A 17,018-nucleotide genomic window follows, 5' to 3' on the forward strand; every position below is an offset into this window, starting at 1 on the left:
CCGGGTCCTCCGTCCGGCCCATGCGGCCCGCCGTCGGTACCGCCCGGGCATCGGCCGCCCGCACCGGGTAGCGCCGGTCGGCTATCGGATCGACGACGGACCCCACCGTCGTACGGGTCGGCGGACGTAGAACTGCCTCACGGCCCCCGCCGAGGAGGACTCCATGGACGCCCCGACACCGCCCCTGTACATCGACCGCCCCGAGGACGTCGCGGTCGCGGCCCGCGCCCTGGCCGGCGGCGCGGTCGTCGCGGCGGCGTTCGCCAACTTCTACGTCATCGTCACGCGTCCCGACGCGGCCACCGTACGCCGGGTCAACCTGGCCAAGGGCCGGCCGGTCCACCAGGTCGGCAGCATCACCACCGCCATCGGCCGGATCCCGGGGATGTTCGACTGGACACGGGTCTCGCCGCGGTTGCCGGTCGGTCGGGTGCGGGCGCTGATGGACGCCCTCTACGGTGCCGGGCCGTTCGGCTTCCGCGGGCCGGCGGCGGAGCGGCTCCCCGCGCACCTCACCCAGATCGACCAGGGGTTGCGGACCACACAGGTGATCGCGCCGGGCCTGACCTGCCCGTCCAACGCCTTCTTCGAGCGGGCGCTCGCCGAGACCGGCTCGGACCACCTCTACATCACCTCGGCGAACCGGTCCCGGCACCTCACCGGGGCGGCCGAGGAACCGGCGCACTGGAAGGCCGGGGCACTCGCCGCCGACTTCGCCCACCTCGACGACCTGGTGGTCCTGCTCCACCGGGACGAGGCGGCGGCCCGCGCCGCGTACCCGGGCTACCTCACCACCTCGGTCACCCTGCTCTCCTTCCACGCGCCAGAGGGCGAGCTCGAGGAGCCGCCGGTGCTCACCGTGGACCGGCACGGGTCACTGCACCTGGACGAGGTCCGCCGGGCCGCCGCGCCGCTCGGCCTGCAGGTGCGCCTGGGCGGCACCGCCGGGCAGCGGCTCCGGGTCCGGGGGTACGCCGGGGCGCTGGTGTGAGCGGCTACCGCATCGGACTGGTGGTGCCCAGTTCGAACACCACCATGGAGACCGAGATCCCGGCGATGCTGCGCCGGCGCGAGACCGTCGACCCGACGGTCCGCTTCACCACACACGCCAGCCGGGTACGGCTGCGCCAGGTGACCCCCGACGAACTGGCCCGGATGAACCGCTCCGCCCTCCGCTGTGCCGCCGAGCTGGCCGACGCCCGCTGCGACGTGCTCGCGTACGCCTGCCTGGTCGCGGTGATGTGCGAGGGCGCCGGCGCGCACGAGCGGGCCGAGCTGCGGTTGGGCCGCGCGGCCGGTCGTGCCGGGCACGACATGCCGGTGGTGACCAGTGCGGGCGCCCTGGTCGCCGGACTGCGGGCGCTGGGTGCCCGCCGGGTGGGCCTGATCGCGCCCTACCTGCCCCCGTTGACCGCGACCGTCGCCGCGTACCTCGCCTCGCACGGCGTGCAGGTGGCCCAGGCGGTGAGCCTGAGCGAGCCGGACAACGTGACGGTGGGGCGCATCCCCACGTCCCGCCTGGTCGAGCTGGCCGACGGGTTGGATGTGACCGACGTGGACACGGTGGTCCTCTCCGCCTGCGTGCAACTGCCGTCGTTGGCGGCGGTGCCGCAGGTGGAGGCCCGCCTCGGCCGCCCGGTGCTCACCGCGGCCACTGCTACCGTGCACCAACTGCTCACCGGCCTGGGTGTCGAGCCGTACGTGCCGAACGCCGGTCGGTTGCTGGCCGGGTCGACGCCAAATTGAGCGGGCCGGCGCCGGCCGGAGGGGGTCAGTGCGGTGGGGCGGGGCTCTCCGGCGGCTTGCCGCGGCTCCGACGGAAGTCCGCGTAGGCCACGCCGGCCAGCACCAGCAGGGCGCCGAGCGAGGCGAACAACGGCGGCAGATACAGCACGGCGGGTGCGATGGTCAGCAGCGCCAGGACGCCGCCGGGTCGGGACCACGACACCCTGCTGAACACCTCGTACTCGAAGGAGGCCCGGCCGGCCAGGAACAGTGCCGGGCCGCCGAGGATCACCGCCAGCCAGGCCGGCGGCGTCCGCCCGGTCGGTTCGTGCAGCACCAGGTGGAAGCCGGATGCCGTGGTCACCACGCCGGAGATCATCAGCAGATGGGTGTACGGCGCGGTGAACAGGAACTTGCTCGGTGATCGGGCCGCCTGGATGGCGGTCGGCAGGAGTTCGCCGGACTTGTGCACGTAGATCCGCCAGAGCAGCAGGGTGGTCAGGAATGCCACCGCGAACGCTGCGATGTTCTCGGCCTCGTTGTGCTCCACGCTGAACATGGTGCCGATCGTCAGGATGGCGTCACCGAGGGCGATGATGAAGAACTGCTGGTATCGCTCGGAGAGGTGCTCCGCCGTGACGTTGCGCTGCTGCTCCGGCACCACTCCGAGCCCGGGTACGGGGTACGCGAGTCGGAAACCGGTGTAGTCGATGGCGAGGGCAAGGGCCCAGCACGCCATCCGGGCGTCGTCGCTGACGAACGCGCCGATGATCCAGGGGATCGCCGACACGGCGAACCAGACGAAGATGCGGGCCGCCCGGCGCTGGGTCTGCGGCTGGCGGCGGACGGTCGGCATCAGGAACAGCCCACGCCCCAGGTGGATCGCCACGTAGGTGGCGGCGAAGACGAACCCTCGGTCGTTGAACGCCTCCGGGATCGCCGTGGTCATCAGCAGCGCGCCGAACATCACCGCGCTGATCAGCAGCTTGATCTCGGTTCGTTCCGGGTTGTACATGTCGGTGACCAGGGTGGTGATCGCCCAGGTCCACCAGACGGCGGCCAGCATGATCAGTGCCTGCCCGGCCCGGTGCCAGTCGAGCTGGTCGATCATCCCCCGGGAGATGAGCGCGAGCGCGACCACGTACACCAGGTCGAAGAAGAGTTCGAGAAGGGTCACCCGGCGCGGGGCCTCCGGGTCGCGCACCGGAGGGCGGCGGGCCCGCGGGGACCCGGGCTCCGGCGCGGCGAGGTGCACGGGCTACTCCTGCGGAACCGGTCGACTCGACGGACCCGTCCGGTCCACCTCAGCGGACGGTATCGATTCGCCGACCGTCCGGCCCAGGATTCGCCGGGTCTTCCCCCGACCGGGGTGGGTGATCGACTCGGGTTGCTGCAAGGAGCGGTGTCCAAGCGCCGTGGACCGGCCGGCTTCCTGAAAACCGAGTCGATCACGCGTGCCTCGGCGCCCCGTGACGTCCCGCCGCCAACGGCCGAGCCCCCGGCCGACCGTCGCGTGCGACGGCCGCCGGGGGCTCGATGTCAGGCGTCAGGCCTGGTTGCCGCCCGGCAGTACCGAGGCCAGCTCGTCACCGGCACCGGCGAGCACGCGGGCCTGCTGCGGCCAGCTGGCCAGCCCGGGTGCGGCGCGCAGGCCGGCGGCCCGGATCAGGTCGCGCAGGGCCGGCTCATCCAGCTCACCGAGTTGGCCGTACGTGCGTACGCCGGCGTCCTGCAACGCGGCGGCCATCTTCGGCCCGATCCCCTGGATGCGGCGGAAGTCGTCGGCCGGGCCCGTCGGGTCGGCGTCCCCGCCGCTGATCGTGGTGTCGGCGGCCGATCGGACCGGCGGGGTCGCGGTGGCGGTCGGCCGGACCGGAGGAGTGGCCACCGACGGCCGCGCCGGCTCGGCGTCGGTGTGCACCGGCTCGGCGTCCACCAGCTCCGCGTCGGCCTGCGCGGGGTCGGCCTGCACCGGCTCGGCGGTCGCGCTGTCCACCTCCACCGGGTCAGCGGTCAGCGGCGACTCCGCCGGCACCGAGTCGACCGCCGCCGTCTTGGTTTCCGCGTCGTCGGCCGGGGTGGTGTCGAGCGGCGCGTCGGCCGTGGTGGTCTCGGCCTGCGGGGCGTCGGCGGGCGGAAGGTCGTCCGCAGGCTGGCGGGGGGCGATCACGGCCGCCGGGGCGGGCTGCTCCTCGACCGCGACCGGCTCGGGGGCCGTTTCCACGGCGGGCACGGCCACGTCGACCTGCTCGGCGGCCGGTACGGGCGGCGGGGCCTCGGTCAGCGCCATGTCGGCCGGGTCGGTAGTGCTCGGGGCGTCCGTCACGGTGGCCGCCGGGGTGGGACCGTCCGGTTCGGTCATCGCGGCTGGCGCGCTGACCGTGTCCACCGGCACCGGCTCGTCGGCGACCGCGGCCGGGGCCGGGTCGACGGCGGCCGCGGGCCGGGCCTCGTCGGTGGTGGCAGCGGGCGTCGGTGTGGCGATCACGGCCAGGCTGGCGACGGGATCACCCTCCACGATCGACTGACTCTGTCCGCTGCCCTGTGCGCCCCGCCGGCCGCGTAGCAGCCACCCGGCGGCCAGGCCCAGCAACAGTGCCAGTACCACTATCAGCGAGTGTCCGATAGACCACGCCACGGCGAACCTCCCTCTCACGTCGTCGGAAAAGTCACGAGAAAAACTCGCCGCAGCTTCGCACACGCGCATTTCCGATGACAGAGAGGATCGGTCGATGGCGTTCCGGATGGGATATCGCACGTCAACGGGTATCCGCCGAGTAACGCAACGTTGCGACCGGTGGCGCAGGGAAGCGCGCCGATCGCGGCGTAGAGCGGAGAAAACCGATCGGCCCCTATTGCCATGACATGCGAGGATCCGCCAATGTCCCACAACACGAGGCAGCGTCGGCTTGCCGCGCAGCGCGCCTGCGACCACATCCTCTCCGGCATCCGGCCCACGACCATGAGGGAGCGGTTCGCGGACCTGGACGCAGGCGGTGATCTGGATGGCCAGCCAGACTTCTATGGCGACGGTCCGGTGGCCACGCTGGAAGAACGCGTGGCAGAGCTGCTGGGAACCGAGGCCGCCGTCTTCTTCCCCACCGGCACCATGGCCCAGCAGGTCGCGCTGCGCTACGGCGCCGACCGCACCGGTCACCCGACGGTCGCTCTCCACCCCCTCGGTCACCTGGAGGCGGACGAACGGCACGCTTACGCCCACCTGAGCGGCCTGCGCAGCACCTGGCCGACGACCGCGCCCCGCAACCCCACCGCCGAGGAGATCACCGCGCTCGCCGAACCGGTGAGCACCGTCGTCATGGAGCTCCCGCTGCGCGACGCCGGCTTCGTCCTCCCCACCTGGGACGAGCTCGCCGCCGCAGCGGCCGCGGCGCGCGCCATCGGTGCCCGCGTACATTTCGACGGCGCCCGCGTGTGGGAATCCACGCCGTACCTGGCACACACCCTCAGTGAGGTCGCCGGCCTCGCCGACAGCACCTACGTCTCGTTCTACAAGACGATCGGGGGTATCAGCGGGGCGGCGCTGGCGGGCACCACCGAGCTCGCCTCCTACGCCCGCATCTGGCGGCACCGCTACGGCGGCGAGGTGTTCCAGCAGTGGCCAGTCGCTCTGAGCGCACTCGCCGGTCTCGACAGGGAGCTGCCGCGCATCCCCGAGTATGTGCGGCACGCGCGGACCGTCGCTGCCGCACTCAGCGCGCTTCCCGGCGCGCGGGTGTATCCAGAACCTCCGCACACCCATCGATTCCGCCTCTGGCTGCCCCACCCGGCGCAGGGGCTCAACGACGCCGCGCTGGCACTCGCCGAAGAGGAGAAGGTGTGGTTTGTCGCCGGCTGGCAGGAAGCAGCCGTGCCGGGTACAGCGATGGCCGAGGTCACCGTCGCCGCACCCGCCCTCGACTGGACCCCCGACGACGTCGCAGAGGCAGGTGAGCGTTTTCTGGGCCGCGTCGTCGATCAATAGTCGCGCTCAGTCCTGGTCGCCCTCGTAGGTGTGGAAGTCGTCGACGAACCGGCGACGGAGCCGTGGCACCCGGCTGGTCACTCCGAAGTAGCCGCGCGCGCCGAGCAGCGCGAGTCGACCCACCACCGGCCGGTACATTCGGTCGTCGCCGCTGGTGCCGCTGCGGTTCAACGATTCGGCGACCCGCGCGAAGCCGTACGGCGCCATCGCGGCCTCGTAGTCCGCCACCGCCTGGAGCAGCGTCTTGTCGCCGGTGGCCGCGCGGCTGAGCTGCTCGCAGAGCAGGCGGGCGTCGCGCAGCGCGGTGTTCGCGCCCACACCGCGACCCGGTGTCATGGTGTGGATGGCGTCACCGAGCATGGTGACGGTGCTGCTCTTCCAGGGCGGCACCGGTTCGGACGTGGACACGTTGATCGGCATGGCGCTGGCCGGATCCGCGCGGGTCAGCAGCTCCCGCAGGTTCGGGTGCCAGTTCGGGGTGAGGTCCAGGGCGACCTGCACCAGGTCCTCGCCACGGCGCTCCATGACGTCGGCCGGGAACCGGCGTGCCGTGCTCCAGATGATCAGGTTGATGTTGTCGGTGGTGGTGTCGTGGGACAGACCCGGCCAGTCCCGCAGCAGAGCGGCGTCGGCGTCGCTGACGCCGGGTTTGATCGCCCGCTCGGCGTTCCACTTGAACTCCATGACGTGCAGCACGCCCATCATCCCGCCGACACCGAAGATCAACGAGATGCCCTGACGGACGCGCTCCGGGACGAGGTCGCGGGTGTGCGCGGTCAGCGGGATCCGGGTGGCGATGTTGATGGTGCCGGCGTCGCGGATGACGGCGTGCGGCAGGTACTGGCGGCGCACCGCCGAGTGTGTGCCGTCCGCCGCCACCAGCAGGTCACCGGTGGCGCTGGTGCCGTCCGCGAAGTACGCGGTGACGGTGCCGTCGTCGCGCTGCTCGTACCGGGTGAAGGTCTTGTCGAAGTGCACCACGTCGTCGAGGCCGGTCAGCAGCACCTGACGCAGCACCATCCGGGCCACCGAGTGTTCGGTGTGCGCAGGGTCGGCGTTCGGCCGCAGCGGGAACGACGCGGTCTGGCGCAGCCCCTGGGTGACCACGTTGAAGTAGTGCGGCGGCCGGGCGCAGGTGGCCAGAAAGGTGGCGAACAGTTCCGGGGGCAGGCACTCGCGTAGTGCGCGGCTGCCGGTCGGGCCGATGCCGACCCGGTAGCCGAGCAGCCCTTCGGCGCGGTTGCGGTGCCGTTCGTAGACGGCGACGCTGATCCCGGCGCGGCGCAGCCCGTGCGCCAGGCACAGCCCGCCCGTGCCGGCGCCGATGATCAGGACGTGCGGTGGCGCGGTGGACATGTCAGCCGGCCGGGTGCGCCGCGGGCGCATCGACGCCGGCCGGGCGCGCTGCGGGCGCGGTGGTGCTGGCCGGGCGCGCCGCGGGCGCGTCGGTGCTGGCCGGGCGCGCCGCGGGCGCGTCCGTGTTGGCCGAGCGCGCTGTGGGCGCGTCGATGGCGTCCCACCGGTAGAAGCAGCCGGCGATCGCGTCCCGGGGGGAGCGCCAGGTCGGCAGGTACGGCGACGTGTGCGCGGAGAGGCGTTCGTTGACCTGCTGGAACAGCGGGTGGTTGCGGGCCGCCGCGAGCGCGTCCGGGTCGACGTCGGAGGTTTCCAGCAGGTGCACGCACAGGTCGTGCAGGCAGTACAGGGACCGGTGCGTGACGCCGGTCAGGCCGGGTAGTTCGGTGGCGTCGGATTCCGCGAAGATCTGCGCGACCCGCCCCTCCGCGCCCGGGATGATCCGGCTGACGATCAGTAGACGACTCATGGGACCCCTTTCGCCGGTGGCTCCCCCGACCCTCGGATCGGCGCCACGTGCTCTGTGCGCCCACCGTGCCGTAGCGCCTGTCACATCACCGTCACGTACGCCGTCCGGCCGGTGACGGGCGATCGGTCACGGCTTCCCGGCTGGCCTGACGGATCGGGGCGAGTGTGTCGTCGAGCAGGGCGCTCATCGCGGGGCTGGGTTCCAGACGCAGCTCCCGGCGCAGCAGGTCCCGGTAGACGTAGAAGGCGTGCACGGCTTCGAAGGCGTTGCCCTCGGCCAGGTGGATGCGGACCACCAGTCGGTGTGGCGTCTCCCGTAACGGCTCGGCGGCCATCGCCTCCAGTGCGGCCTCCAGGGCCTCGCCGTGTCGCCCAGCGGCCAGGTGCTGGCCGGCCACCTGTTCCAGCATGTGCAGGCGCAGTTGGCGCAGTCTCTCCCGGTCCAGCAGCACCCAGTCGTCGTACCAACCGGGTAGGAGGTCGTGCCGGCCTGCGGCGAGTGCCCCGGCCGCGGTGCGGGGGTCGTCGCCGTCGCGGACCCGGGCCGCGGTGCCGACCAGGTCGTCCACGTCGAGCCGGACCGCCGGGCCGAGCCGTACGGTGTCGCTGGCCACGGTCATCGGGCAGCACGGGTCCTGTCGTAGACGCCAGAGCGCGGTGCGCAGTGAGGACAGCGCCCGTTCCTCCGACGCGTCCGGCCAGAGCAGCCCGGCGAGCTGGCTGCGGGTGGCGCCGGGGCGTAGCCCGATCAGCGCGATCACCCGTTGCAGCCCGCGCGGCACCACGACCGGTACGGCCTCGCGCAGCAGTCGGAAGCCGCCGAGCAGGTGGAGTGAGACGCCCTCCTCGGGCGGGTCTCCGGCGGTCGGAACGGTCGGATCAGCGGCCACGGCGGCACCCCCTGCGGAACGCTCGTCCCGACTGTCTGCTGTGTCCCGGATCGGTTGCCCGTGACGCCACTGTCGGCCCCGCCGGTGAAGGCGCGACCACGGCTGCGGGGCGCGGCCCCACCCGCCGAGGCCGCCGGGCTGACCACCGTGAAGATTATCAATAGCGGTCACGGTGAGTCAACGTCGGCGTGGACCTTCTATTGGCGACAGTCAACCTGAGATCGGTTCTGAACTGGCCAAACAATCATTCTACCTATCGCCCCGGGCATGGCAAACGCATAGCTGATACACAGGTTGCGTCAACGCAGCGTCACCATCCAGCGTCGCTGACCGGTCCCGTGTGGTGACGCCGCCGTGACGAGGACTGCCGCATCGTGTCGGCAGTCGTCCAGCGCGTCCGGGGGCCACCCGTCGCCGGCCGGACGCCGTGGGGGGAGGCCCAGTATGGACCGATCGCTGATCGTCGCGAAGGTGGATCCGACCGCAGCGGAGCGGGTCGCCGAGATCTTCGCCGAGTCGGACGCGACGGAACTGCCGCGCCTGGTCGGCGTCCGGCACCGCTCGCTGTACCGGCTGCACGACCTCTATGTGCACCTGCTCGAAACCGAGCAGCCGGCGGAGGGAGCGGTCGAGGCCGCCCGTGGTCACCCCGAGTTCATCCGGGTCAGCGATCGCCTGCGCCCGTACGTCTCGCCGTACCTGTCGACCTGGCGCTCGCCGCGCGACGCGATGGCGCAGTGCTTCTACCGGTTCGACGCCCCGGACACCGGGCGGCGGTCGTGACGGCCACCGCACCTCGCGAGGAGCAGCTCTGGTCCCGCTGCGCCGGCTGCGCCAGCCTGCTCTACCGCAAACGGTTGCGCCGCAATCTGGACGTCTGCCCGGAGTGCGGGGAACACGCCCGACTCGGCGCCCCGGAACGCCTACGCCAACTCGTCGACCCGGGGTCGCTGCGCCCACTGCCCGACGGGCTGCCCGAGGCGGATCCGATCGGCTTCGTCGACGTGCTGCCGTACCCGCATCGGCTCACCGCCGCGCGGGCCAGCACCGGTCTGGCCGAGGCGGTCGTCTGCGCCACCGCCACCATCGGGGGACACCCGGCCACGTTGGCGGTGATGGACTTCCGCTTTCTCGGCGGCAGCCTGGGCTGCGCGGTCGGCGAGCTGATCACCCGGGCCGCCGAACGGGCACTGGACGACCGCACTCCGCTCATCCTGGTCACCGCCTCCGGCGGGGCGCGGATGCAGGAGGGCGCGCTGTCGTTGATGCAGATGGCCACCGTCAGCCAGGCCATCGCCGCGCTGCGCGAGGCGGGCCTGCTCACCGTGAGCGTCCTCACCGACCCGACCTACGGCGGGGTGGCCGCGTCGTTCGCCACCAACACCGACCTGGTGCTCGCCGAGAGCGGCGCCCGGATGGGTTTCGCCGGCCCCCGGGTGATCCGCCAGGTCACCGGCCGGGCCCTGCCGGAGGGCTTCCAGACCGCCGACTTCCTGCTCCGACACGGCCAGGTGGACATGGTGGTGCAGCGCCGGTCCCTGCGTGGTCGGCTGGTGGCACTGCTCGCCGCGACTCGCGCCGCCCGCCCGACCCGCGCCGACGGTTCCGGTCGCCCGCCCGTACCGCGGCAGGAGCCGGCGCCGCACCGCGAGCGTCTCGCCGAGGACGGTCCGGCTCCGGTGCGGTCGGCGGCGGGCGGGGACGCCGCCGCCGAGGCGGCGCCGACCACCCCGGGAGCGAGTGCCGCCCCGGCGGTACGCGACGCGTGGGACACCGTCCGCACGGCCCGCCACCCTGGTCGGCCGACCGCACTGGACTTTCTTGACTCCGTCTTCGACGGGTTCGTGGAGCTGCACGGCGACCGGCTCGGCGGGGACTGCCCCGCGATCGTGGGCGGCGTGGCCCGGCTGGCCGGCCGGCACGTGATGGTCATCGGTCACCAGAAGGGGCACACCACGGCCGAGCTGGTGGCCCGCAACTTCGGCATGGCCAGCCCGGCCGGGCATCGCAAGGCACTGCGGTTGATGCGCCTCGCCGCCCGGCTCGGCCTGCCCGTGGTCACCCTCGTGGACACCCCCGGCGCCGACCCTGGGGTGGGCGCCGAGGAGCAGGGCCAGGCGGCGGCCATCGCGGAGAACATCCTCACCCTCACCGTGCTGCCCACCCCCGTGCTTGCGGTGATCACCGGAGAGGGCGGCAGCGGCGGCGCGCTGGCGTTGGCGGTCGCCGACCGGGTGCTGATGCTGGAGAACGCCGTCTACTCGGTGATCAGCCCCGAGGGCTGTGCCGCGATCCTCTGGCCGGACCGGTCCGCGGCGCCACAGGCCGCCCGTGCGCTGCGCCTGACCGCGCCCGACCTGTGCCGGCTCGGGGTGGTCGACGAGATCGTGCCGGAGCCGTCAGGCGCCGCGCACGACGACCCGGCGGAGACCGCCCGCCGGCTCCGCGCCGCCCTGCTGACCAATCTGTTGCCGCTGCTGGAGGTGCCGCCCGCCATGCTGGTCCGCCTGCGCCGGCAGCGTTTCCGGCGGTTCGGCGCGGCCCGCGCGGGTGCCCGGTGACCGCCGGAGACGGGGCGGTGTCGACCGTCGACGCGCCCGACCACGCCGGGATGAGCGGCGAGGAGGCGCTGGCCGGGTTGCGCCGGCAGGCGCAGCACCTGATCGCCGAGCTGGCCGGGCCGGTGCGCCGGATCCGGCTGCGCAGTGGGCCGGCGGTGCTCGAGGTCGAGTGGCACCCCGACGACGTCACACGCCCGGACGCACCCCCTCCACCGGCCGAGGTGGCGCCGCCGGTCGCGTCGGCACCCGGCCCACCGGCGGCGCTGATCCGACCCATGGTGCCCGGGCGGGTCGCGGTGCGGGCACCGATCGTCGGCACCTTCTACCGGGCGCCGGAGCCCGGCGCGGCGCCGTTCGTCGCGGTGGGTGACCTGGTCCGCCCGGGCCAGCCGGTCGCCATCGTCGAGGCGATGAAGCTGATGAACGAGGTGGCCGCCGACCGGGCCGGCCGGGTGGTCGCGATCCTCGCCGAGGACGGCCAGCCGGTGGAGTACGACCAGCCGCTGATCGAGCTGGACCCGGCGTGACGGCGCGGGGTGGGTGACCATGTTCGAGACCGTGTTGATCGCCAACCGGGGCGAGATCGCGCTGCGGGTGCTGCGCGCCTGCAAGGAGCTCGGCGTACGGACGGCGGTGGTCTACTCCGCCGCGGACGCCGACTCGGCGGTGGTCCGCCTCGCCGACCAGGCCGTCCGGATCGGGCCGGCGTCGAGCCGGCGCAGCTACCTCAACGCCGCCGCCATCGTGGAGGCGGCCCGACAGGTCGGCGCGCAGGCCGTGCACCCGGGCTACGGCTTCCTCTCCGAGGACGCCGACTTCGCCGAGATCTGCGCGGACAACGGGCTGATCTTCATCGGCCCGCCGCCGGCGGTGATGGCCGCGCTGGCCGACAAGTCCTCGGCTCGGGCCCTGATGAGCCGCGCCGGCCTGCCGCTGTCGCCGGGCAGCGTCGCGCCGGTGCCGACCGCCGCCACGGCGGCCGAGGTGGCCGCGTCCGTCGGCTACCCGGTGATCGTGAAGGCCGCCGCCGGGGGCGGCGGCCGGGGGATGACCGTGGTGCACACCCCGGGCGAGCTGCGCCGGGCGTACGCCCGCACCCGGGCCGCGGCGCAGGCCGCCTTCGGCGACGACCGGGTGTACGTCGAGCGCTACCTCACCGAGGCCCGGCACGTCGAGGTGCAGGTGCTCTGCGACGCCCACGGGAACGGGGTGCACCTGGGCACCCGGGACTGCTCGGTGCAGCGCCGGCACCAGAAGCTGGTCGAGGAGGCGCCCGCTCCGGCGCTGCCCACCGCCACGCTCGACGCGATCGCGGAGACCGCGTTGCGGGGCGCGCTGGAGGTCGGCTTCGTCGGCGCCGGCACGCTGGAGTTCCTGGTCGACGCGGAGGAACAGTTCCACTTTCTGGAGATCAACTGCCGGATCCAGGTGGAACACCCGGTCACCGAGATGGTCACCGGGATCGACCTGGTGCACGAGCAACTGCACATCGCCGCCGGGGTGCCGCTGCGCTGGCGGCAGGAGGAGATCCGGCTGCACGGCGTCGCGGTGGAATGCCGGGTCAACACCGAGGACCCCGAGCGCGGCTTCGCCCCCACCCCCGGCCGGTTGGAGCGTTTCACCCCACCGGGCGGCCCGTTCACCCGGGTGGACACCCACGCCAGCGCCGGCTACCTGGTCGGCCCCTGGTACGACTCACTGCTGGCCAAGGTGGTCGTCTGGGCGCCCGACCGGGAGGCGGCCCTCAACCGGCTGGAGCGCGCCCTGGACGAGTTCGACATCGCCGGGCCGGGCGTGTGCACCACCATCCCGTTCGTCCGGCGGGTGCTCGACGACGCCGCATTCCGCAAGGGCCGCTACACCACCGGCCTGGTCGACCGTCTGCTCGCCGCGCCCGCGCAGCCGCCGACGGCCACCCCCGCACCGCGCACCGCGCCCGCCGCGGAGCCCGACGTAACCCACAGGAGGACCCGATGACCGTCACCCATGGTCGCCCGATGACCGCCGAGATCACCGACATCCTGGTGGCGCACTGCGGGCTGGACGCCGACGCCGCGGCCCGGGCGCCCGCCGCGTCGCTGGAGGAACTGGGCATGGATTCGCTCGCCCTGCTGGAGCTCTCCGCCGTCGTCGCCGACCGGTGGCAGGTGAGCATCCCCGAGCAGGCCGGGCAGCTGAGCATCCCGGCGGTGGCCGACCTGGTCGCCCGCCGCACCGACCCGCCCGGGCACACCGAGAACGGCGTGTTCATCGACGCGCCGCTGGCGGTGGTCTGGGAGGTCACCAACGACGTGGCGAACTGGACCGAGCTGTTCACCGAGTACGCCGTGGTGGAGATCCTGCACCGTGACGGGCACACCGTGCGGTTCCGGCTCACCATGCACCCCGACGAGAACGGGGTGGCCTGGAGTTGGGTCAGCGAGCGCACCGCCGACCCGGTGAGCCGGCAGGTCCGTGCGCACCGGGTGGAGACCGGGCCGTTCGAGTACATGCGGATCCACTGGCGCTACACCGAGGAGGCCGGCGGCACCCGGATGACCTGGACGCAGGACTTCGCGATGAAGCCCACCGCCCCGGTCGACAACGCCGCGATGACCGAGCGGATCAACACCAACAGCGCGATCCAACTCGCGGTGATCAAGGACCGGGTCGAGCGGATCGCCCGGCAGCGCGCCGAGCAGGACAGCCCGACCGCCAACGACGAGTCGACGGAGACCGACGATGAGTGACCTGAGCACCCGGCCGATCGCCGCCCGGGACGTACCGGCCGACCGGCGGCGCGGCGGTGAGCTGCGGGTGCTGTTGGGCCCCCGCACGGTCGGCAGCACCTCGGGCTTCCTCGGGGTGGCCACGCTCGCACCGGGGGAGCGGATCGCCGAGCACTACCACCCGTACAGCGAGGAGTTCCTGTACGTGGCGCGCGGCGCGATCACCGTCGACCTGGACGACCAGCCGACGCTGCTAGCCGCCGGCGAGGCGCTGTTCGTGCCGATCAACGTGCGGCACCGACTGCGCAACACCGGCGTCGAACCGGCCGAGGTGGTCTTCCACCTGGGCCCGCTGGCCCCCCGCCCCGAACTGGGGCACGTCGACACGGAGTTGGTCGAGCAGCGGGGCGGATCATGACTGGGCGCCGCACGGTGGTGACCGGTGTCGGGGTGGTCGCCCCCGGCGGCGCCAGCCGGGACCGCTTCTGGAAGACCATCACCGAGGGGCGGACCGCCACCCGGCGGATCAGCTTCTTCGACCCGTCGGCGTTCCGCTCCCAGATCGCCGCCGAGTGCGACTTCGATCCGATCGCGGCGGGTCTCACCGAGGCCGAACGACGCCGGGCCGACCGGTACGTGCAGTTCGCGCTGGCCTGCTCCGCGGAGGCGGTCGCCGACGCTCAGTTGGTGCTCACCGACGCCGAGCGGGACCGGGCCGGGGTGGTGCTCGGCACCGCCGTGGGTGGCACGATGGCCCTGGAGCAGGAGTACGTCACCGTCAGCGAGCACGGCCGGCGCTGGCTGGTCGACGCGGCGCGCGGCGGCCCGTACCTCTACCAGGCGCTGGTGCCCAGCAGCCTGGCCGCCGACGTGGCCTGCCGGTACGGGCTGCACGGCCCGGCGCAGGTGGTCTCCACCGGTTGCACCTCCGGCATCGACGCGATCGGCTACGCCCATCAGATGATCGTGGACGGTGAGGCGGACGTGATGCTGGCCGGCGCGGCGGATTCGCCCATCTCGCCGGTCACCGTCGCGTCGTTCGACGCGATCAAGGCGACCAGCCCGGACAACGACGACCCGGCGCACGCCTCCCGCCCGTTCGACGCCGACCGGCACGGGTTCGTGCTGGCCGAGGGCGGGGCGGTGCTGGTGCTGGAGGAGGCCGGCCACGCCCGCCGCCGGGGGGCACACATCTACTGCGAGGTCGCCGGTTACGCCAGCCGCAGCAACGGCTACCACATGACGGGGCTGCGCCCGGACGGGCTGGAGATGAGCCTCGCCGTCACCGACGCGCTCAAGCAGGGACGGATCCTCCCCGAGCAGGTCTCCTACATCAGCGCACACGGCTCGGGCACCCGACAGAACGACCGGCACGAGACGGCCGCGTTCAAGCGGGCGCTGGGCCAGGCCGCGTACCGGGTGCCGATCAGCTCGATCAAGTCGATGGTCGGGCACTCGCTCGGCGCGATCGGGTCGATCGAGATGGCCGCGTGCGCCCTCGCGATCGAGTTCGGCGTGGTGCCGCCGACGGCCAACTGGAGCACCCGGGACCCGGAATGCGACCTGGACTACGTACCGAACGAGGCGCGTGAGGTTCCGGTGGACGTCGCCCTGTCGGTGGGCAGTGGTTTCGGTGGCTTCCAGTCGGCGATGGTGTTCCGGCGGCTGCCCGGGGCGGTGGCGGCGTGAGCAGCCCTCCGGCCCGGGCGGTGGTGACCGGCATCGGTGTGGTCGCGCCCAGCGGCATCGGCGCGGACGCGCACTGGCGCACGGTGCTGACCGGCACCCGCCGGACCGGGCCGATCACGTTGTTCGACCCGTCCGGCTACCCGACCCGCTACGGCGGGGAGGTACCCGGCTTCACCGCCGACTCCTACGCCGACAGTCGGCAACTGGTGCAGACCGACCGGTGGACGCACCTCGGCTTCGCCGCCACCCGGCTGGCGCTGGCCGACGCCGGCCTGCCCGAGCGGGCCCCCGACCCGTACGGCTACGCGGTGACCCTGGCCAGCTCGTCCGGGGGCAACCTGTTCGGCCAGCGGGAGCTGCAACGGCTCTGGGGCGGGTCGTCGCGCACGGTCGGGGCGTACCAGTCGATCGCCTGGTTCTACGCGGCGAGCGTTGGGCAGCTCTCCATCCACCACCAGTTCAAGGGCCCGAGCGGGGTGCTGGTCGCGGAGGCGGCCGGCGGGTTGGACAGTCTGGCGCACGCCGCCCGCGCCGTGCGGCGGGGCACCCCGGTCGTGATCGCCGGGGCCACCGAGTGCCCGCTGAGCCCGTACGCGCTGGCCTGCCAGTTGCGTTCCGGGCTGCTCAGCGACGTGGCCGACCCGGAGCGGGCGTACCGGCCGTTCGACGCCTCGGCCAGCGGCTACCTGCCGGCCGAGGGGGGAGCGGTGTTCGTGGTGGAGGAGTTGGGACACGCCCTGTCCCGGGGCGCCCGGGTCTACGGCGAGGTGAGCGGTTGGGGTTCCACCCACGACGCCGCGCACACCACGGCGGACAGCGCCGGTGACCCGGCCCAGTACGCGCGGGCGATGCGGCTGGCCCTGGACCGGGCGGGCGTCGCGGCGGCCGGGATCGACGTGGTGCTGCCCGACGCGCTTGGCGTGCCCCGCTACGACCGCAGCGAGGCCGAGGCGTTGCGGGCCGTGTTCGCCGACCGGCCGCCCCCGGTGACCACGCAGAAGCCGCTGACCGGGCGGGCGTACCAGGGCGGCTCGGCGCTGGACGCGGCCACCGCGCTGCTCGCCTTCGCGCACGACACGCTGCCCGCATCCGCCGGCCCGGACGAGGTCGCCGACGGGTGCGAGCTGGACTTCCTGCGGGAGCACCGTCGGCCGCGCAGCCGGCTCGCGCTGGTCTGCGCGCGGGGCTTCGACGGGTTCAACAGCGCGCTGGTCCTGCGTGGGGCCGCACCGATGAGAGGAGAGAGGTCATGAGCGAGCAGCGGGCCCGGGTGGTCTTCCTGGTGCGGGTGCCGGTGCCGCGCACCGAGCAGTTCCTCGCCGCTTACGAGGAGGTGCGGCATCTGGTCGCCGGCGGGGTCCCGGGGCACCTGGTCGACCAGGTGTGCCGCTCGTCGACCGACCCGGAACAGTGGTTGATCACCAGCGAGTGGGCGAGCCTGGCCGACTTCGAGACCTGGGAGCGCAGCCCGGAACACCGGGACCTGGTGCGCCCGATGCGGGAGTGTTTCACTGACGCCCGCTCGCTGCGCTTCCACATCCACGCGCAGACGCCGGCGCTCGCGCCGGGCTGATCGCGCGCGGCGGGCCGTCGTCGGGGCGGGGCGTGGCCCGCTGCGGCATCCGATGTGGACCGGTCG

At 73.3% G+C, this 17,018-nt stretch carries 16 protein-coding genes and 1 pseudogene; 12 read left to right on the top strand and 5 right to left on the bottom strand.

The genetic code is table 11. From position 1 onward, the window contains the following. The first annotated feature begins 163 nt into the window (after window positions 1-163). Window positions 164-991 carry a hypothetical protein gene (locus tag ACQEUX_RS06990; protein WP_433042944.1) on the top strand — a complete coding sequence of 276 codons (828 nt, stop codon included), beginning with the start codon at window positions 164-166 and terminating at the stop codon, window positions 989-991. Beyond that, window positions 988-1,746 carry a maleate cis-trans isomerase family protein gene (locus ACQEUX_RS06995; protein WP_433042947.1) on the top strand — a complete coding sequence of 253 codons (759 nt, stop codon included), beginning with the start codon at window positions 988-990 and terminating at the stop codon, window positions 1,744-1,746. Before ACQEUX_RS06990 ends, ACQEUX_RS06995 begins: the two co-directional genes overlap by 4 nt. Before the next feature lie 25 nt (window positions 1,747-1,771). On the opposite strand, the gene ACQEUX_RS07000 is transcribed toward ACQEUX_RS06995, so the two are convergent. Together ACQEUX_RS07000 and ACQEUX_RS07005 are read right to left on the bottom strand one after the other, a co-directional pair. After that, a complete protein-coding gene (locus ACQEUX_RS07000; RefSeq protein WP_433042950.1) occupies window positions 1,772-2,980 on the bottom strand; it encodes a low temperature requirement protein A in 1,209 nt (402 codons plus the stop codon). A gap of 291 nt (window positions 2,981-3,271) precedes the next feature. Next, window positions 3,272-4,333 carry a helix-hairpin-helix domain-containing protein gene (locus ACQEUX_RS07005; RefSeq protein ID WP_433042953.1) on the bottom strand — a complete coding sequence of 354 codons (1,062 nt, stop codon included), beginning with the start codon at window positions 4,331-4,333 and terminating at the stop codon, window positions 3,272-3,274. Between the two features lie 273 nt (window positions 4,334-4,606). Between ACQEUX_RS07005 and ACQEUX_RS07010 the strand changes: the two genes are divergently transcribed. Further along, a complete protein-coding gene (locus tag ACQEUX_RS07010) occupies window positions 4,607-5,707 on the top strand; it encodes a threonine aldolase family protein (protein WP_433042956.1) in 1,101 nt (366 codons plus the stop codon). Between the two features lie 6 nt (window positions 5,708-5,713). Here the strand turns inward: ACQEUX_RS07010 and ACQEUX_RS07015 are convergent, their stop codons facing one another. The 3 genes and pseudogenes from ACQEUX_RS07015 to ACQEUX_RS07025 all read right to left on the bottom strand — a co-directional run bounded on the left by ACQEUX_RS07015 (window position 5,714) and on the right by ACQEUX_RS07025 (window position 8,421). After that, entirely contained in the window at window positions 5,714-7,063 is a 1,350-nt protein-coding gene (locus ACQEUX_RS07015; protein ID WP_433042959.1) for an FAD-dependent oxidoreductase, read from the bottom strand. A gap of 145 nt (window positions 7,064-7,208) precedes the next feature. Then, window positions 7,209-7,532 (bottom strand): annotated as a pseudogene (locus ACQEUX_RS07020) (TcmI family type II polyketide cyclase); the annotation flags it as partial. A gap of 91 nt (window positions 7,533-7,623) precedes the next feature. Next, window positions 7,624-8,421 (bottom strand): AfsR/SARP family transcriptional regulator, encoded by a 798-nt coding sequence (locus ACQEUX_RS07025; RefSeq protein ID WP_433042962.1) that lies wholly within the window; start codon window positions 8,419-8,421, stop codon window positions 7,624-7,626. 444 nt (window positions 8,422-8,865) lie between these two features. Between ACQEUX_RS07025 and ACQEUX_RS07030 the strand changes: the two genes are divergently transcribed. Genes ACQEUX_RS07030 through ACQEUX_RS07070 form a run of 9 tightly spaced genes read left to right on the top strand, consistent with a single transcriptional unit; the run spans window position 8,866 to window position 16,952 of the window. Beyond that, the gene (locus tag ACQEUX_RS07030; protein ID WP_433042965.1) at window positions 8,866-9,204 is read left to right on the top strand and encodes a TcmI family type II polyketide cyclase; all 339 of its coding nucleotides are present in this window, start codon (window positions 8,866-8,868) and stop codon (window positions 9,202-9,204) included. After that, complete coding sequence (locus ACQEUX_RS07035; protein ID WP_433042968.1) at window positions 9,201-10,982, top strand: acetyl-CoA carboxylase carboxyltransferase subunit alpha; 1,782 nt, start codon at window positions 9,201-9,203, stop codon at window positions 10,980-10,982. Before ACQEUX_RS07030 ends, ACQEUX_RS07035 begins: the two co-directional genes overlap by 4 nt. Window positions 10,983-11,032: 50 nt before the next feature. Further along, window positions 11,033-11,509, top strand: coding sequence for an acetyl-CoA carboxylase biotin carboxyl carrier protein (locus ACQEUX_RS07040; protein WP_433049638.1), 477 nt, complete (start codon window positions 11,033-11,035; stop codon window positions 11,507-11,509). A gap of 19 nt (window positions 11,510-11,528) precedes the next feature. Beyond that, entirely contained in the window at window positions 11,529-12,959 is a 1,431-nt protein-coding gene (locus tag ACQEUX_RS07045) for an acetyl-CoA carboxylase biotin carboxylase subunit (protein WP_433042971.1), read from the top strand. Then, window positions 12,956-13,711 carry an SRPBCC family protein gene (locus tag ACQEUX_RS07050; protein WP_433042974.1) on the top strand — a complete coding sequence of 252 codons (756 nt, stop codon included), beginning with the start codon at window positions 12,956-12,958 and terminating at the stop codon, window positions 13,709-13,711. Before ACQEUX_RS07045 ends, ACQEUX_RS07050 begins: the two co-directional genes overlap by 4 nt. After that, on the top strand, window positions 13,704-14,108 hold the full coding sequence (locus ACQEUX_RS07055) for a cupin domain-containing protein (RefSeq protein WP_433042977.1): 405 nt from the start codon (window positions 13,704-13,706) through the stop codon (window positions 14,106-14,108). Before ACQEUX_RS07050 ends, ACQEUX_RS07055 begins: the two co-directional genes overlap by 8 nt. Beyond that, a complete protein-coding gene (locus tag ACQEUX_RS07060; RefSeq protein ID WP_433042980.1) occupies window positions 14,105-15,379 on the top strand; it encodes a beta-ketoacyl-[acyl-carrier-protein] synthase family protein in 1,275 nt (424 codons plus the stop codon). The genes ACQEUX_RS07055 and ACQEUX_RS07060 overlap by 4 nt, the downstream gene beginning before the upstream one ends. After that, window positions 15,376-16,632, top strand: coding sequence for a beta-ketoacyl synthase N-terminal-like domain-containing protein (locus ACQEUX_RS07065; protein WP_433042983.1), 1,257 nt, complete (start codon window positions 15,376-15,378; stop codon window positions 16,630-16,632). The genes ACQEUX_RS07060 and ACQEUX_RS07065 overlap by 4 nt, the downstream gene beginning before the upstream one ends. Then, entirely contained in the window at window positions 16,629-16,952 is a 324-nt protein-coding gene (locus ACQEUX_RS07070; protein ID WP_433042986.1) for an antibiotic biosynthesis monooxygenase family protein, read from the top strand. The genes ACQEUX_RS07065 and ACQEUX_RS07070 overlap by 4 nt, the downstream gene beginning before the upstream one ends. Window positions 16,953-17,018: the final 66 nt, after the last annotated feature.

The sequence above is a fragment of the Micromonospora sp. CA-259024 genome, assembly GCF_050936255.1.
Lineage (GTDB): Bacteria > Actinomycetota > Actinomycetes > Mycobacteriales > Micromonosporaceae > Micromonospora.

Excerpts from the sequence above, each read along its gene's own strand:
- ACQEUX_RS07070 (WP_433042986.1), top strand. The coding sequence starts at position 16,629 with ATGAGCGAGCAGCGGGCCCGGGTGGTCTTCCTGGTGCGGGTGCCGGTG.
- ACQEUX_RS07010 (WP_433042956.1), top strand. The coding sequence starts at position 4,607 with ATGTCCCACAACACGAGGCAGCGTCGGCTTGCCGCGCAGCGCGCCTGC.
- ACQEUX_RS07060 (WP_433042980.1), top strand. The coding sequence starts at position 14,105 with ATGACTGGGCGCCGCACGGTGGTGACCGGTGTCGGGGTGGTCGCCCCC.
- ACQEUX_RS07040 (WP_433049638.1), top strand. The coding sequence starts at position 11,033 with ATGAGCGGCGAGGAGGCGCTGGCCGGGTTGCGCCGGCAGGCGCAGCAC.
- ACQEUX_RS06990 (WP_433042944.1), top strand. The coding sequence starts at position 164 with ATGGACGCCCCGACACCGCCCCTGTACATCGACCGCCCCGAGGACGTC.
- ACQEUX_RS07030 (WP_433042965.1), top strand. The coding sequence starts at position 8,866 with ATGGACCGATCGCTGATCGTCGCGAAGGTGGATCCGACCGCAGCGGAG.
- ACQEUX_RS07045 (WP_433042971.1), top strand. The coding sequence starts at position 11,529 with ATGTTCGAGACCGTGTTGATCGCCAACCGGGGCGAGATCGCGCTGCGG.
- ACQEUX_RS07015 (WP_433042959.1), bottom strand. The coding sequence starts at position 7,063 with ATGTCCACCGCGCCACCGCACGTCCTGATCATCGGCGCCGGCACGGGC.
- ACQEUX_RS07055 (WP_433042977.1), top strand. The coding sequence starts at position 13,704 with ATGAGTGACCTGAGCACCCGGCCGATCGCCGCCCGGGACGTACCGGCC.
- ACQEUX_RS07050 (WP_433042974.1), top strand. The coding sequence starts at position 12,956 with ATGACCGTCACCCATGGTCGCCCGATGACCGCCGAGATCACCGACATC.